The organism is Arsenophonus endosymbiont of Apis mellifera, from assembly GCF_903968575.1.
Lineage (GTDB): Bacteria > Pseudomonadota > Gammaproteobacteria > Enterobacterales > Enterobacteriaceae > Arsenophonus > Arsenophonus apicola.
Genome location: NZ_CAJCFU010000060.1, coordinates 30236 through 45162 on the forward strand (window position 1 = coordinate 30236; position 14927 = coordinate 45162).

The window sequence follows — 14927 nt, forward strand, 5'->3', positions numbered from 1 at the left end:
ATTGAAATTATTTTTTATAAAAAAATATAATTAGCGCAAATAAAATAACAATCAAGAAAGAATTAAATTTTTATTATAAATAATTTTTTATATATTAATTTTATTATAAATATTATTTGTTTATTGAATTAAATGAATTTATTTATATTATACTCTATAAAATAATGAAAATATTTAAATGATAAAATAATCTTATTTCTATGTAATAATTTTCTTTTATTAAAAATAAATAGCGTAGAAAAGTCGAAACTTTTTTATTTCACCTATTTAATTATAGACTAATGTAAAATGAGCGTTAGCTTCGACTTTTCCAGGTAAAACAATATGTTCTGTCGCAACATATTTTGCAATAAATTTTAGGCTAGCTAGCTTATCAGTAATTGAATAAACATTGGTTTTGTTATTTAATGGGATATGATGTTCACTATCACTATTGTAAATACCAATTGCAACGCCTGTCGCATAGCCATTACCTTCTTTGATAGCTAACAACTCATTATTTATTTTATCTTTAACACCGTCGAATATGATAAAAACCTCTTTACTATTATTTGGGCAGTTGTTGACCTCAATATTAAAAACGGTTGGTGAGGCTGTGTCATGTGCTTTTTTAAAACTATTAGTTGCTACAGTGCCTAATGATACTGTTTGATCTTTATTAAGTGCTTTAAATGTACAAGACGACTGAATAATTTCACCCGTAAATTTAATATTTCCATCCCAGGCATGAACAGAAAATTGAAATAAAGAAAATATGGACAATAAGCTTGCCATTAATAAGCTATGCATGAGTTTTACCTTTTATTTTTTTTAAATTGAACAACGAATATCATTACTATTTAAATTTTAAGAATACTGCTATTTTTATTTTAGGCAAGAGGTATTCTAACAAAATATAATAATTGTTTTTTCTTTAATATAAATGAAATAAAGAAATGATAGAGTATTTAAAATAATATTAAATGCATAAAATTAAAAAAACTCATTTCCTAACTATAAAATCATTTTTCTGCAGTTATTGAATAATAGTTATTTTATAAAATATGAAAGATAGTTATTAATCTGAGGTTCAGTTGGAAATCGGAAAATATCTCACACGAAGACTATTTTTTGTACAGAACGATGTCGACCGCGCGTAATGGGCAGTATTTTACTTAGCCCAGTTAAGTTATTACGTCAGATATAAATTTTAATCAGATTGATATGTTCCCAGCAAGTTTGTTCACTGAATGCATATTCATACCATAAATCAGGTTCAAGCCTTAGTCGGAAAGCTACTTTGGGTACTATGATAGCCAGAAATTACACGCGAATTTCTGAATATAAAGTTGCAAGTAGGCTGAACCGTTTTTCTTATGTCTAGCGTATGGCGTCCAAAAGATAAAATAAAAAATAACGATTCTGATCTGACTCTGTATGAAAACAGTTCTTCCGTTTCCCAAATGAACCCCATTTATTTTACTATTACCAAAAATTATTCTGTTTGTGATATTTATAATAAATTGCTGATTTTATTAGCAACTAATAATAAGCTTAAGCATACCAAATTATAAGGTAAACTGCGTTTTAGTTACAACATGCTTTTATTGGTGAAAAAATAAAACCATGCCGTTAACCAGCGAGACAAATGCTTTAAGTTGAAAATTTATTATTAAAATAGAAATAATCAACATAATTGCAACTAATTGATTATGTTGATTATGATTTAATCTTTTTGATTAAATATGAAGTAAATACCAAAATGCAGGAATAGAAGAGAAAATAATCATTACTATTGCACTTTTTTCTAAGCGGCTAAGTGATTTATTATTATTTTGCTTTTGAGCATATAGAAAGATAAATAAACCAGGCATATAAAGAATAACAGATAAAAGTAGGTTGATGGTTCCTGAAGCATAAAGTAGCCATAAACCATATAAACTGGTTACTGTACCAATAATAAGTAATGCCTTGTTAGTGCGAACAAAAGAGATTTTGATTAGGAAAGCGCCTACTAGAAAATAAGGCACTAAAATCATTTCTGACGCTATCGTTAATAACATATTATAGTTGCTACCACTCAACCAAATTAATATTAACGATAATTGTACTGCGCCGTTTGTAAGCCAAAGAGATGAAGAGGGGGCGTTATTTTTATTTTGATATTTAAATATTTTAGGAAATGAACCATGGAGCGATGCAATATAAGGAATTTCTGTCGCCATAATAGTCCAGCTTAAATAAGCGCCGCAAACAGAAAGAATTAAACCGGCTGCAATGATAATTTCACCATAATTTCCCATCATATTGATCATAAGTGATGCCATCGAGGGATTTTTCATTTCAGAAAGTTCAGCCCTCGGTACGATGCCTAGGGAGAGTAAGGTAACTAATATATAAATACTTAAGGCCGATATTACCGCAAGTAACGTTGCCAAACCAACATCTTTACGTCTTTGAGCTCGAGCTGAAACAACTACAGCTCCTTCAATACCAATAAATACCCATAGCGTGATTAGCATAGTATTTTTGACTTGTTGCCAAATTGGTATGCCCATTTCAACGCCACTAAAATCAAATTGAAAGATATCTATTTTAAATGCAAAAATAGCTAGAATGATAAATAGGCTAAGTGGAATCAATTTAGCGAACGTGGCTAATTTATTGATACCGGCCGCAGTTTGGGTACCCCTTAATACCAACCAATGAATGATCCATAGTAAGATAGATTCACCAATCAAAGATTGCCAAGTATTTCCATCACCAAAAATGATATTATCTGAGCTATCAGTAAAAAAACTCAAGGCAGCAAATACGATAACCAAATAGGAAACATTAGCGATAGCAGCACATAGCCAATAACCCCAGGCTGAACAGAAACCAACTAGTTCGCCAAAGCCTTCTTTAGCGTAAGTGTAAATTCCTCCATCTAGATCAGGTCTAATGCGTGAAAGTAACAGCAAAGATATGGCAAGAAATAAAATGCCAATACCGGTAATACTCCAACCTATTATAAGTGCTAAGGGGCTAGCGACTTCAGCCATATTTTGCGGCAGACTAAAAACACCAGCGCCAACCATTGAACTCAAGACTAAAGCGGTTAAAGCCGTCAGATTTAATTTTTTATTGTTCAAAGAAAATATCCTAAAATCTATTTGCCATAATTAGGTTTATGCCATTAATAACAATTTGTTCAGATAGTAAAAAACCAAATTGACTTGAATTAGATAGAAAGAGAAAATTTAGCTGAATTTTACGGTTATGGAACATGATATGCAATCGTTAAATATGCATAAAAAAGAAAAAATATTCGTTTTGCTTTTATTAAAGAATCGTTATTTTTTATTTTATCTATCACTCAAAAGAAAAACGGACAATTTAGTCCGTTAAAATACTTATTAATTTAACCATATGATAACATTGTAATATTTTTTTACTTATAGAGATCTGCACTAATTGTAACGCTACCACCATTAGCTTGCCATTCACGCGTAATATGAAAATATTTTGCACCTTTTTTCTCTGCACGTTTAGCAATTTGATATCTGATTTCTGGCGTGGAAGTATAGAAACCGGAGAAAGTAATTGAATCGAAAGGTACCATTTGTGCAGCTGCTGCTTTATTTACTTCTTCAATTTGATATCCGCTAGGTAGTGTTACGTTGGTTTTCCCCGAACCTGACATTGAGGTTTCAAAAAAGCGGCCTACGCTTTCCTTTGGTGCCGAAGATGAGGCTACTCCAGGTATTATAACTTTTTTAGCTTCTTCGCCTCCTTTAGCTAATAAAGCTTTACCCGTCTCTGTATCGGCGGGTACTACGGCATTATCATTTTGTACTATCCGTTGTGGGGCATCTGTGGCATAAATATAAGCAGTAGCAAGGGTGTTACCACCATCATTTAAAGCAACATTACGGACAACATAAAAATAAGCCGCCCCTTTTTTCTTGGCCTTTTTAGCCAGAGCCTCATTTAGTGCAGCTTCAGAGCTATACAAACCGCTGACTGTTACCGTATCAAATGGCAATAATCTTACTGCTTCTGTTTTAGGCAATTCTTTGATACCAGCAAAGATTCGATAAGGGGGTTGGGTTACTTTTGCCGCATCTTTACGATATAAATCAGCAACTACCCGTAAATTACCACTATCGCCTACATCATCTAGGCTTTGAATATAGTAGGAATAGGCGCCTTCTTTATCTGCTCGACGAGAAACTGCATCGGATGCTTCATAAATGGCATTAAAGCGGCCTGTGACAGCGATCCTTTGGTAAGGCTTTAATTCTTGAGCTTGTTCCGGTGTTAATTCTACAGCGGCTTGCACAGTTATTATACTGCTTAGTGAAAGTACCGCAGTTGTGATGGCCGTTATTTTCAGCTTCATACAAAATCCTTCCGCATTACACAATTTATTATCAAAATGCTGAATTAATAGTCGTATCATACAGATAATAATTATTACATGTAATAACAGCAATTGTCCCATTGTTTTCTTGTGAAACTATTAATTTAGTTGAATACTCACTGTTTTTGCCAATTATTTCTATAAATTAATATCAAGTCGTGAGCTATTTGACTAATATCATTTTTTGCCAAAAAATTTAATTTAATGTCGTGGAAATCCGATAAATTATGGCTCATGATTACTATTTTCAGTAGGTTTCAACAATGTTTTTTCACTCAATATAACAGATCTATAGAATATAATTAGTTATGTTAGCAGGGAAGAAACATCAAGCAACTTTGAACTAGAAGGGATCATTATGCGTATTGGTGTACCGAAAGAAAGAATTACCAATGAAGCACGTATTGCAGCAACACCATCAACAGTAAAGAAGCTCATTAAATTAGGTTTTTATGTCGTCGTTGAACGAGAAGCGGGTCATCTTGCTAGTTTCCAAGATGCTGCTTTTGAGGAAGCTGGCGCTGAAATTGTCGAGCAACAATCTGTATGGGATGCAGATATTATTTTTAAAGTTAATGCACCGCTAGAAACCGAAATTGCGCTTATTAAAGAGGGTGCAATATTAGTTAGCTTTATTTGGCCGGCACAACAGCCAGATTTAATGCAAAAATTAGCAGAGCGTAAAATCACCGTTTTAGCAATGGATTCAGTGCCACGTATTTCCAGAGCGCAATCACTTGATGCACTAAGTTCTATGGCTAATGTTGCCGGTTATCGGGCAGTGGTGGAAGCAGCCTATCAATTTGGGCGTTTTTTTACGGGGCAAATTACTGCAGCTGGCAAAGTGCCGCCAGCTAAAATACTGGTTATTGGCGCAGGTGTTGCCGGTTTAGCAGCGATAGGAGCAGCAGGTAGTCTAGGGGCTATTGTGCGTGCATTTGATACCAGACCAGAAGTAAAAGAACAAGTACAAAGCATGGGAGCTGAGTATCTTGAATTAGATTTCAAACAGGACTCGGCACGTAGTGATGGTTATGCTAAAGAGATGTCCGAGGCTTTTATTCAAGCTGAAATGGCTTTATTCGCTAAGCAAGCAAAAGAGGTGGATATTATTATCACCACCGCATTAGTACCTGGAAAACCTGCGCCAAAATTGATCACCAAAGAGATGGTTGACTCGATGAAGCCGGGTAGTGTCATCGTTGATTTAGCAGCACAGTCGGGCGGAAATTGCGAGTTAACCCAGCCAGATAAACTGATTGTTACTGAGCATGAGGTTAGAATTATTGGTTATACCGATTTACCTAGTCGTTTACCAACCCAATCTTCACAACTTTATGCGACTAATATCGTTAATTTAATCAAGCTGCTTTGTAAAGAAAAAAATGGTCAACTAGTCATTGATTTTGATGATATTGTTGTGCGGGCCATTACTGTTATTAAAGAAGGAGAAATTACCTGGCCGTCCCCGCCGATTCAAGTATCCCAACAACCGCAAACAAAAAATCAACTGATAAAATATGAAGAAAAACTGGCAGCGAAAAAAGTCTCACCCTGGTTAAAATATATTTCTCTAATGTTGGCGATTATACTTTTTAGTGGTTTTGCAAGTGTAGCGCCTAAAGATTTTCTTTCTCATTTTACCGTATTTGCGCTGGCATGTATTGTTGGCTACTACGTAGTATGGAATGTCAGCCATTCACTACATACACCACTTATGTCGGTAACCAATGCGATTTCAGGTATTATAGTGGTAGGTGCATTGCTGCAAATTGGTAATGGCGGTTGGGTTACTTTCTTCTCATTTATTGCGGTACTTATTGCCAGTATCAATATTTTTGGTGGATTTACAGTCACGCAACGTATGCTGAAAATGTTCCGTAAAGGATAAGGAGTTTATATTATGTCAAGTGGAATGGTAACAGCGGCATATATTGTAGCGGCCATCTTATTTATTTTCAGCTTAGCCGGTTTATCTCGTCACGAAAGTTCTAAACGCGGTAATGTATTGGGTATTACCGGGATGGCAATTGCTTTAATTGCCACTATCTTAGGTCCCGATGCGCATAATATTGGCTGGATTATTATTGCAATGGTTCTTGGTGGACTTATTGGGGTGCGTTTAGCAAATAAAGTCGCCATGACCGAGATGCCAGAACTGGTTGCTATTTTGCATAGTTTCGTCGGTCTGGCTGCTGTTTTAGTAGGTTTCAATAGCTTTATTGCACACGATGTATTTTCAGATAAGATAATGGAGAATATTCATCTGACTGAAATTTTCCTGGGTATTTTTATTGGGGCAGTAACATTTACTGGTTCAATTGTTGCTTATGGTAAATTATGCGGCAAAATAGCATCTAAACCCTTAATGCTTCCTAATCGCCATAAACTTAATTTGTTGGCGTTATTAATTTCATTTATTTTGTTAGTTATTTTCGTAAAAACGACGGCTACTGGCTTACAAGTATTTGTTTTGTTAATGATGACTATCATTGCCTTAGCATTTGGCTGGCATTTAGTTTCCTCAATTGGTGGTGCAGATATGCCGGTTGTGGTATCAATGTTGAACTCTTATTCAGGTTGGGCCGCTGCTGCTGCAGGTTTTATGTTGAGTAACGATTTGTTAATTGTTACTGGAGCGCTAGTAGGTTCTTCTGGTGCAATTTTATCTTACATTATGTGTAAAGCCATGAATCGCTCGTTTATTAGTGTTATTGCCGGCGGTTTGGCACTGATGGAATATTAGTGGACGATGAGCATAGCCAAGGAAATTATCGTGAAACCACAGCAGAGGAAGTGGCTGAATTATTAAAAAATTCCCATTCGGTAATTATTACTCCTGGCTATGGAATGGCGGTGGCGCAGGCGCAATATCCCATCCACGATATTACGATAAAATTACGTGAAAAAGGGATTAATGTTCGTTTTGCGATCCATCCTGTTGCGGGACGTCTACCTGGACATATGAATGTATTATTAGCTGAAGCAAAAGTTCCTTACGATATCGTCTTAGAGCTCGATGAAATAAATGATGATTTTGCTAGTACCGATACGGTATTAGTAATTGGCGCAAATGATACCGTTAATCCAGCAGCGCAAGATGATCCTCATAGCCCAATAGCGGGTATGCCTGTGCTGGAGGTTTGGAAAGCGCAAAATGTTATTGTATTTAAACGCTCAATGAACACGGGTTACGCCGGCGTTCAAAATCCGTTATTTTTTAAAGAAAATACTCAAATGTTATTCGGTGATGCAAAAGTAAGTGTAGAAGCTATTTTGCGCGCTTTATAAGATTTTTAATAATCGTATGGCTCTATTTAATAGGGCCATTTGCTGGATTTATTGGACAGATAAAACCATCCGGTTTAATGGCTAATAAATCACATCTTAACTTATCAATGATTTGTTCAGCGGTATTGCCTAAAAACGCCGCTGAAATACCTGTTCTGCCTAAAATACCCAATACAACAATGCCAGCATGTAATTCGTCACAGATTTCAGGGATTATGTTCTCAACCGGCCCTTCAACAACATGAGTATATTTTTCGTCAATGGTAAATTTTTGTCTTAATTTTTTCATCGCAATAAGATGCTGACCCCGCAAGACCTGATTGTAGATATTGGGATCAAAATCCGGTAATTCAATAGCAATATTTATTGGGGCAATAGGGTAGGCACTTACGAGATGTATATGTGGATTTTTAACAATCCTATTACTGATATTTTTCGTTTCCTGAATTAGTTTAATATTAAGTTTATCATGATAGGATTCTTCATTAGATAAATTAACAGCAACAACAATAGCACCATCGTTAGGCCATACTTTGTCTTTTACCATCCAAACTGCACAGGGACATTTACGTAGTAAATGCCAATCAAGGGGAGTAAATATCATGGCATCAAAACGAACATTTTGATGGGTCATTTTTAATAATAAATCATGTTTATCGGCAATAACTTCTTGAATAATCGCTTCATAAGGTCTGTTATGCCATATCACTTTGATTTCAATATCAATGCCAGACTCTAAATAGTAGTGTGCTTGTTGTTTTATCCATACTTTTCGCTGACTAATCACACCTTTGCGCATTGCATTGCGTTCTTCAGGAGATAATAAGGTTGTCATGTCATAAGAGAGATCATAGATGGGTAAGAAAGCCTTAATGCGCCCACCATTGCGTTTTACTATATATAAAGCACGTCTGAGTGCAGGCTGGTCATCCTGATTTGGGTCGATAGCAACTAACAGATTCCGGTAATTAACCATAATGGTTCCTCTTAGAGGCTGGACAACATTTATATCACTAAAGATAAACCAATATGGGTTGGGATAATAGATAGTATTATAGCCAAATCACAAAAAAATAATAAGTTAATGTGATCTGGCTTACATTTATGACATTGTTTAGACTGAGGTTTTACCCGCAATTTCGGTCAGCTTATACATATCATTAATTGTGATATATTTACCTTTGACACTGAGAGTATAATTTTTTTGGAAGCGACCCAATAAACGACTAATTGTTTCAACGGTTAAACCGAGATAGTTACCAATATCACCTCGAGTCATTGTTAGGCGAAATTCTTTTGCTGAGAAACCACGTTGAGCAAAACGGCGCGACAGATTATAAATAAAAGCAGCTAATCTTTCTTCTGCATTTTTTTTCGAAAGCAGTAATATCATTTCTTGATCATCCTTAATTTCACCACTCATCAATCTCATTATTTGTTGTCGCAAATTAGGCATTTTACCTGAAAGATCGTCGAGTGTTTCAAAAGGAATTTCACAAACCATCGAAGTTTCAAAAGCTTGAGCAAAACTTGGATGTTGATTATGGATAATAGCATCAAAACCAACTAGATCACCGGCTAAATGAAAACCGGTAATTTGTTCATCACCTTCCTCGGTAATAGTATAACTTTTTATTGTTCCTGATCGTATGGCATAAAGTGATTTTAATTCATCACCCGCTTTAAATAAGGTTTGCCCTTTTTGGATTGGTTTTTTACGTTCAATAATAGCATCGAGTTGATCCAGTTCATGTTCATTCAATGTGAATGAAATACAAAGCTGGCTAATACTGCAGTCCTGGCAATGTATAGCGCAGCCACCAGACTGGATTCGGCGAACAACGCGTTTTTCTGGGATCATATTACTTGACTCATTATGATAAGAAATATTGATTTTTGTCAATTTTAACACATATTCTATGCTTGAGTAAAAGAATTAATAATTAGTTGTATTTTTATTTAACTAATATTATCAATATAAGCAGTTCACTTGACAGTCATTTATTTTACTTAAGCTAATTGATATAACTTATAGAAAAGTAAAAATAAAATCAAATTTTGCCTAATAATATATTAATTTTTAATTAGTTTTGAAAATGTGATTATTTTTAACTTTATACATTATTTATTTGTTTTTAGTGAAATTTATTTCCTAATAATATTAGTTAATAAAGTTTTTTTATTATAAAACATATTCATAGCGATTGTTTTATTAAACGATATATGACTAAAAACGACGATTTTTGAAATTTTACCAACTAATAACTTATAGAAATAGTTTTATTGCTGTCTTATTATTTTTTTATGGAAAATAGCTAAGAAGGTGGTAAATTGTGAAAGGTTGGCAGCTAGGCATTGCCATTATTATCATATTGCAGATTAACAACGGTTATGCTGTAGCGCTATTTTTTTCTTATCCACAAGTAATATCATGTCCATCCATAGTGCAGCAACGCTGGGCTAGTAATTTTTATCCATCACTTAGTAATGAAAATGACTTTTTTAGTCAAAGAACAAGGCTTAAACCGACTTTATTGGCTAACAAAAAATGCCAATAAATTCTATGTCAATGAAGTGTTATATAAATTATCTTATTGATATTAAAATAGATATAAGCTACCATCCAATATTACAGTAAGTAATATATGTAATTCGATAAGTGACGCTGTCACTAAGTCCTGTTTAAAACAACAAAAAAATAATATAAATGATAAATTAAAGATCAATTTTATCACAACTGATAGCAACAAGAAATTTTATTTTAATAATTTAAGTCAGTTTTCTAATAGTAGAGAATTAAATAGAATGAGAAATTTTGATGCTATGGAAATTGAATTTAATATAAATTATAAAATAAATCATAAAGTTAGTTTTAAAACGAGATTTCTTAACGAAATAGATGGTATTAATTATAAATTAACTAAATTTAATTTCATTGCCCAGTGGCACTTCTGATCAACTTATTTATTTTTTATATTTAGTCAAAATATAATATTAAATATTGGTTAAATAATTAGAGGAAAATTTACGGTTCTCAAGTACAATAATCAGTTGTTTTACTCAGCAACGGAGTGATTATTGAATGCCTCACCATATAGACGTTTTACCAAAAACGATGCTTGCTATCGAAATTGTGGAGCCGGGCGGTCCGGAAAAACTCAAACCCACCCAATTACCATTGATAAAACCCCAAAAATCACACTTACTGGTTAAGGTTGCAGCTGCGGGTGTCAATCGGCCTGATGTTTTTCAGCGAATGGGGGTTTATCCACCCCCAACAGATGCCTCTCCAATACCAGGATTAGAAATTGCCGGTCAGGTTGTTAGTGTCGGGGAAGGTTGTCAGCGTTGGAAAAAAGGCGATAAAGTTTGTGCTTTAGTTGCCGGTGGAGGATATGCTGAATATTGTCTGGTGCATGAAGCTATCGCTTTACCTATTGGTGATCTGAGTTATATTGAAGCGGCGGCATTGCCAGAAAACTTTTTTACTGTTTGGGCTAATGTTTTCCAAATTGGTCAACTTAAAAAAAATGAAACGATTCTCATCCATGGTGGTACTTCTGGTATCGGTAGTGTCGTTATTATGTTAGCAAAAATTTTTGGGGCTAAAGTATTTACTACCGTAGGTTCAGTGGAAAAAATGAAGGTGGCATCTTCTTTAGGCGCTGATATAGTTATTAACTATTTGACAGAAGATTTTGCTGAAAAAATAGCTCACTATACCCAAAATAAAGGGGTCAATATGGTGGTTGATCTGATTGGTGGCGATTATGTGAATAAAAATTATCAAATAGCCGCTAAATATGGCCGCATTATTCAGGTTGGCATGATGCGTGGGGTACCTCAGCAGGTAAATTTAATGCCATTAATGGTTAAACAATTAATTCATACTGGTTCAACAATGCGAGCAAGGACATTAGCGGAAAAAATAGCCATTGCGACTGAGTTAGAAAATAAGGTTTGGCCGCTGATTATTTCAGGTAAAATTAAACCCATTATTGCTAAAACATACCCATTAAAACAAGCAGAAAAAGCGCATCGTTTTATGGAGTCAGGTGATTTAATTGGTAAACTAGTATTAGTTAACGAGCACTTTTGATATTGTTTTTAGTATCTTTTTCATCTCACTGAGAGCTATTCTATGGTTAAATATTTATTATTAAATTACATGAATAAACGATCTAATTACCTAAAGTTACTTGTTATATTATTACCTTTACAAGTTTTAGCCCATGATGGACAAGCTTCGTTAGAACAGTATCCAACAAAAGATATTGTGGCTTATTTCAAGCAAGCACAACAAGAAGGGTTGACAGGCATTGCGCAAAAAAGTAAGTCAGTCTATGCGCGGCTAGCAACGCCGGGTGAAATTATTAAGACCATCATTAAAGGCGTTGGCACTGAGTTAATATCACCTCCTGCACAGGAGGGGGATTGGGTGGTAGAAAATATTTGTCCTGCTACAGGTAATGAGCAATATTTAGTTGAAGAAGCAAAATTTCACCAATATTATCATGATCCAGTTACAGTATTAGGCAAACCCAACTATTTACGTTTTATTCCTACAGGTAAAATGATGAATTATTTTATTGTACCTGAAACTGAATCAGCGTTTACCTTTATCAATAGCTGGGGAAAAAAACAATTATTACGGGCAGGTGATATTGTTATTCAACCGGTTAGCCAGCCTCAAAATTTTTATCGAGTGCCAAAACAGTCATTTTTATGTACTTACAATATTGTTGTAACTGCACAAAAAACGCCTAAAGATCTTGCCAGTAATTAGTAATTTGGCCGGTGATACTGATTATTTTCTAATTGATAGTCATAAAATTAATCAGGCACACTATTTTTCAAATCAAAATCGACTCATTTATCGGTTTTTTATATCTTATATTTACTCACGATAGGTAATACCTATTGAATTAATAGTATAAAGGAATTAGACGTAATTTCTTTATGTTTATACATTATGTACATATCAAATAGAAGGGAGCAGTAAAATGTCTTTGGTTAATACAGAAATTAAACCTTTTCAAAATACCGCGTTTAAAGATGGAAAATTTATCGAGATATCTGATAAGGATATCAAAGGTAAATGGAGCATTTTTTTCTTTTATCCTGCTGATTTTACCTTTGTTTGCCCAACTGAATTAGGTGACTTAGCTGATCACTATGAAGAATTTCAGAAATTAGGCGTCGAAATTTATTCTGTTTCAACGGATACCCATTTTACTCATAAAGAGTGGCATAGTCACTCAGATACGATTGGTAAAATTAAATATACCATGATTGGTGATCCAAGTTGGACATTAACGCGTAATTTTGAAGTGATGCGTAAGTATCAAGAAAATGATGAACAGAAAGAATTAGGTTTAGCGGATCGTGGTACGTTTATTGTTGATCCGAAAGGTATTATTCAAGCTGTAGAAATTACTGCTGAAGGTATTGGACGTGATGCATCTGATCTATTACGTAAAATCAAAGCTGCGCAATATGTCGCAAGCCATCCAGGGGAAGTCTGTCCAGCCAAATGGAAAGAAGGAGAAGCAACATTGTCGCCTTCACTTGATTTGGTAGGAAAAATCTAATTAAAAATTTTGTGAGTAATTTTACTGTATTCGGGTGCATTAGCACCCGTTTTTTTCGGGGATAGAGCAATGCTTGATAGTAATATGAAATCTCAACTTAAAATCTATTTAGAAAAATTAATCCAGCCAGTTGAGTTGATTGCAACATTAGATGAAAGTGAAAAGTCTGCCGAGATAAACGCATTATTACAGGATATTAGCACACTGTCTGATAAAATAACTTTTATTAAAGACAATAAATTAGCGGTACGTAAACCTTCGTTTTTAATTACTAATCCGGGTAAAGATAGCGGATTAAGGTTTGCCGGTTTGCCGCTAGGCCATGAATTTACCTCCCTCGTTTTAGCATTGTTGCAAGTTGGCGGTCATCCAGCAAAAGAAGCGGTAGAATTATTAGATCAGATCCGTCAATTAGCAGGGCAGTTTCACTTCGAAACCTATTATTCATTGTCATGTCATAATTGCCCGGATGTGATTCAAGCTTTAAATTTAATGGCGGTTTTAAATCCTAATATTACGCATACTGCCATTGATGGTGCTATTTTTCAGTCTGAAGTTCAGCAACGAAATATTATGGCGGTGCCAGCCGTTTTTCTAAATGGCCAAGAGTTTGGGCAAGGGCGCATGACTTTAAGTGACATTGTCACTAAAATTGATGTTAATGCTGAAAAAAATGCCGTTCAAAAACTGAATCAGCAGCCACCTTATGATGTCTTGATTGTGGGTAGCGGCCCGGCCGGTGCTTCAGCCGCTATTTATGCAGCTCGCAAAGGCATTCGTACTGGTATTATTGGCGAGCGCTTTGGTGGGCAAGTTTTAGATACTATTGATATTGAAAATTATATTTCTGTATCGAAAACCGAAGGACCTAAATTAGCCGCTGCACTACGTAGCCATGTCAATGATTATGATATTGATATTATCGATTCACAAATGGTGGCAAAACTCATTCCTGCCGACAGCGCGGGTCAGTTGCATAAGATTGAAACAGTATCGGGTGCTACTTTAATTTCTCGCAGTATTATTATTGCGACCGGGGCTAAGTGGCGTGATATGAATGTGCCAGGCGAAAAAGAATATCGTACCAAAGGAGTAACTTATTGCCCCCATTGTGATGGGCCATTATTTAAGGGCAAACGAGTTGCTGTGATTGGTGGTGGTAATTCCGGCGTTGAAGCGGCAATTGATCTTGCCGGTGTTGTTGAACATGTAACTTTATTAGAATTTGCCGCAGAAATGAGAGCAGACGCAGTCTTGCAGCAGAAACTAGCAAGTTTAAACAATGTAGATATCATTTTGCAGGCTGAAACCCTAGCAGTGAAAGGGGATGGTGTAAAAATGACTGGCTTACAGTATAAAAATCGGCTGGATGGTTCAATACACGATTTAGCGGTTGCTGGAACTTTTGTCCAAATTGGTTTATTGCCTAATACTGATTGGTTAGATAGCGTAATAACGCTTAATACAATGGGTGAAATTCAGATTGATGACAGAGGTGAAACCAATATAAAAGGTATCTTTGCTGCCGGCGATTGTACAACTGTTCCTTATAAACAGATCATTATTGCGGCGGGAGAAGGGGCGAAAGCATCACTGAGTGCCAGTCAGTATCTGATGAACAGCATGCAATAAAAAATTTCTTGCTATCAATCGCCCTATAG

At 35.1% G+C, this 14927-nt stretch carries 11 protein-coding genes and 1 pseudogene; 7 read left to right on the forward strand and 5 right to left on the reverse strand.

All coding sequences use genetic code 11. The features are described 5' to 3' along the window. Window positions 1-267: 267 nt before the first annotated feature. The 3 genes from H1X92_RS09225 to ydgH all read right to left on the reverse strand — a co-directional run bounded on the left by H1X92_RS09225 (window position 268) and on the right by ydgH (window position 4363). Complete coding sequence (locus tag H1X92_RS09225) at window positions 268-789, reverse strand: fimbrial protein (RefSeq protein WP_180559864.1); 522 nt, start codon at window positions 787-789, stop codon at window positions 268-270. 929 nt (window positions 790-1718) lie between these two features. After that, window positions 1719-3059, reverse strand: a complete 1341-nt coding sequence (locus tag H1X92_RS09230) for a basic amino acid/polyamine antiporter (RefSeq protein ID WP_233458154.1) — start codon at window positions 3057-3059, stop codon at window positions 1719-1721. A gap of 353 nt (window positions 3060-3412) precedes the next feature. Further along, window positions 3413-4363: a DUF1471 family protein YdgH gene (gene ydgH, locus H1X92_RS09235; RefSeq protein ID WP_180559866.1), complete on the reverse strand. Its 951-nt coding sequence runs from the start codon at window positions 4361-4363 to the stop codon at window positions 3413-3415. Window positions 4364-4742: 379 nt separating this feature from the next. Between ydgH and pntA the strand changes: the two genes are divergently transcribed. Together pntA and pntB are read left to right on the forward strand one after the other, a co-directional pair. Continuing rightward, window positions 4743-6275, forward strand: a complete 1533-nt coding sequence (pntA, locus tag H1X92_RS09240) for a Re/Si-specific NAD(P)(+) transhydrogenase subunit alpha (RefSeq protein WP_180559867.1) — start codon at window positions 4743-4745, stop codon at window positions 6273-6275. Window positions 6276-6287: 12 nt separating this feature from the next. Continuing rightward, a pseudogene (gene pntB / locus H1X92_RS09245) lies at window positions 6288-7675 on the forward strand (Re/Si-specific NAD(P)(+) transhydrogenase subunit beta). A 22-nt stretch (window positions 7676-7697) separates the two neighbouring features. Here the strand turns inward: pntB and uspE are convergent. Both uspE and H1X92_RS09255 read right to left on the reverse strand, forming a co-directional pair. Beyond that, window positions 7698-8651 (reverse strand): universal stress protein UspE, encoded by a 954-nt coding sequence (gene uspE / locus H1X92_RS09250; protein ID WP_180559868.1) that lies wholly within the window; start codon window positions 8649-8651, stop codon window positions 7698-7700. A gap of 138 nt (window positions 8652-8789) precedes the next feature. After that, window positions 8790-9536, reverse strand: a complete 747-nt coding sequence (locus H1X92_RS09255) for an FNR family transcription factor (protein WP_180559869.1) — start codon at window positions 9534-9536, stop codon at window positions 8790-8792. 472 nt (window positions 9537-10008) lie between these two features. On the opposite strand from H1X92_RS09255, the gene H1X92_RS09260 reads away from it, so the two are divergent. The 5 genes from H1X92_RS09260 (at window position 10009) to ahpF (ending at window position 14898) form a co-directional block, all read left to right on the forward strand. Further along, window positions 10009-10233, forward strand: a complete 225-nt coding sequence (locus H1X92_RS09260) for a hypothetical protein (RefSeq protein WP_180559870.1) — start codon at window positions 10009-10011, stop codon at window positions 10231-10233. 524 nt (window positions 10234-10757) lie between these two features. Then, window positions 10758-11774 carry an NAD(P)H-quinone oxidoreductase gene (locus H1X92_RS09265; RefSeq protein ID WP_180559871.1) on the forward strand — a complete coding sequence of 339 codons (1017 nt, stop codon included), beginning with the start codon at window positions 10758-10760 and terminating at the stop codon, window positions 11772-11774. 42 nt (window positions 11775-11816) lie between these two features. After that, on the forward strand, window positions 11817-12461 hold the full coding sequence (locus tag H1X92_RS09270; RefSeq protein WP_180559872.1) for a hypothetical protein: 645 nt from the start codon (window positions 11817-11819) through the stop codon (window positions 12459-12461). Between the two features lie 217 nt (window positions 12462-12678). Continuing rightward, window positions 12679-13266 (forward strand): alkyl hydroperoxide reductase subunit C, encoded by a 588-nt coding sequence (gene ahpC, locus H1X92_RS09275; protein WP_180559873.1) that lies wholly within the window; start codon window positions 12679-12681, stop codon window positions 13264-13266. 69 nt (window positions 13267-13335) lie between these two features. Further along, entirely contained in the window at window positions 13336-14898 is a 1563-nt protein-coding gene (gene ahpF / locus H1X92_RS09280) for an alkyl hydroperoxide reductase subunit F (protein ID WP_180559874.1), read from the forward strand. The last annotated feature ends 29 nt before the right edge of the window (window positions 14899-14927 follow it).

Excerpts from the sequence above, each read along its gene's own strand:
- H1X92_RS09225 (WP_180559864.1), bottom strand. The coding sequence starts at position 789 with ATGCATAGCTTATTAATGGCAAGCTTATTGTCCATATTTTCTTTATTT.
- H1X92_RS09230 (WP_233458154.1), bottom strand. The coding sequence starts at position 3,059 with ATGGTTGGCGCTGGTGTTTTTAGTCTGCCGCAAAATATGGCTGAAGTC.
- ydgH (WP_180559866.1), bottom strand. The coding sequence starts at position 4,363 with ATGAAGCTGAAAATAACGGCCATCACAACTGCGGTACTTTCACTAAGC.
- pntA (WP_180559867.1), top strand. The coding sequence starts at position 4,743 with ATGCGTATTGGTGTACCGAAAGAAAGAATTACCAATGAAGCACGTATT.
- uspE (WP_180559868.1), bottom strand. The coding sequence starts at position 8,651 with ATGGTTAATTACCGGAATCTGTTAGTTGCTATCGACCCAAATCAGGAT.
- H1X92_RS09255 (WP_180559869.1), bottom strand. The coding sequence starts at position 9,536 with ATGATCCCAGAAAAACGCGTTGTTCGCCGAATCCAGTCTGGTGGCTGC.
- H1X92_RS09265 (WP_180559871.1), top strand. The coding sequence starts at position 10,758 with ATGCCTCACCATATAGACGTTTTACCAAAAACGATGCTTGCTATCGAA.
- H1X92_RS09270 (WP_180559872.1), top strand. The coding sequence starts at position 11,817 with ATGGTTAAATATTTATTATTAAATTACATGAATAAACGATCTAATTAC.
- ahpC (WP_180559873.1), top strand. The coding sequence starts at position 12,679 with ATGTCTTTGGTTAATACAGAAATTAAACCTTTTCAAAATACCGCGTTT.
- ahpF (WP_180559874.1), top strand. The coding sequence starts at position 13,336 with ATGCTTGATAGTAATATGAAATCTCAACTTAAAATCTATTTAGAAAAA.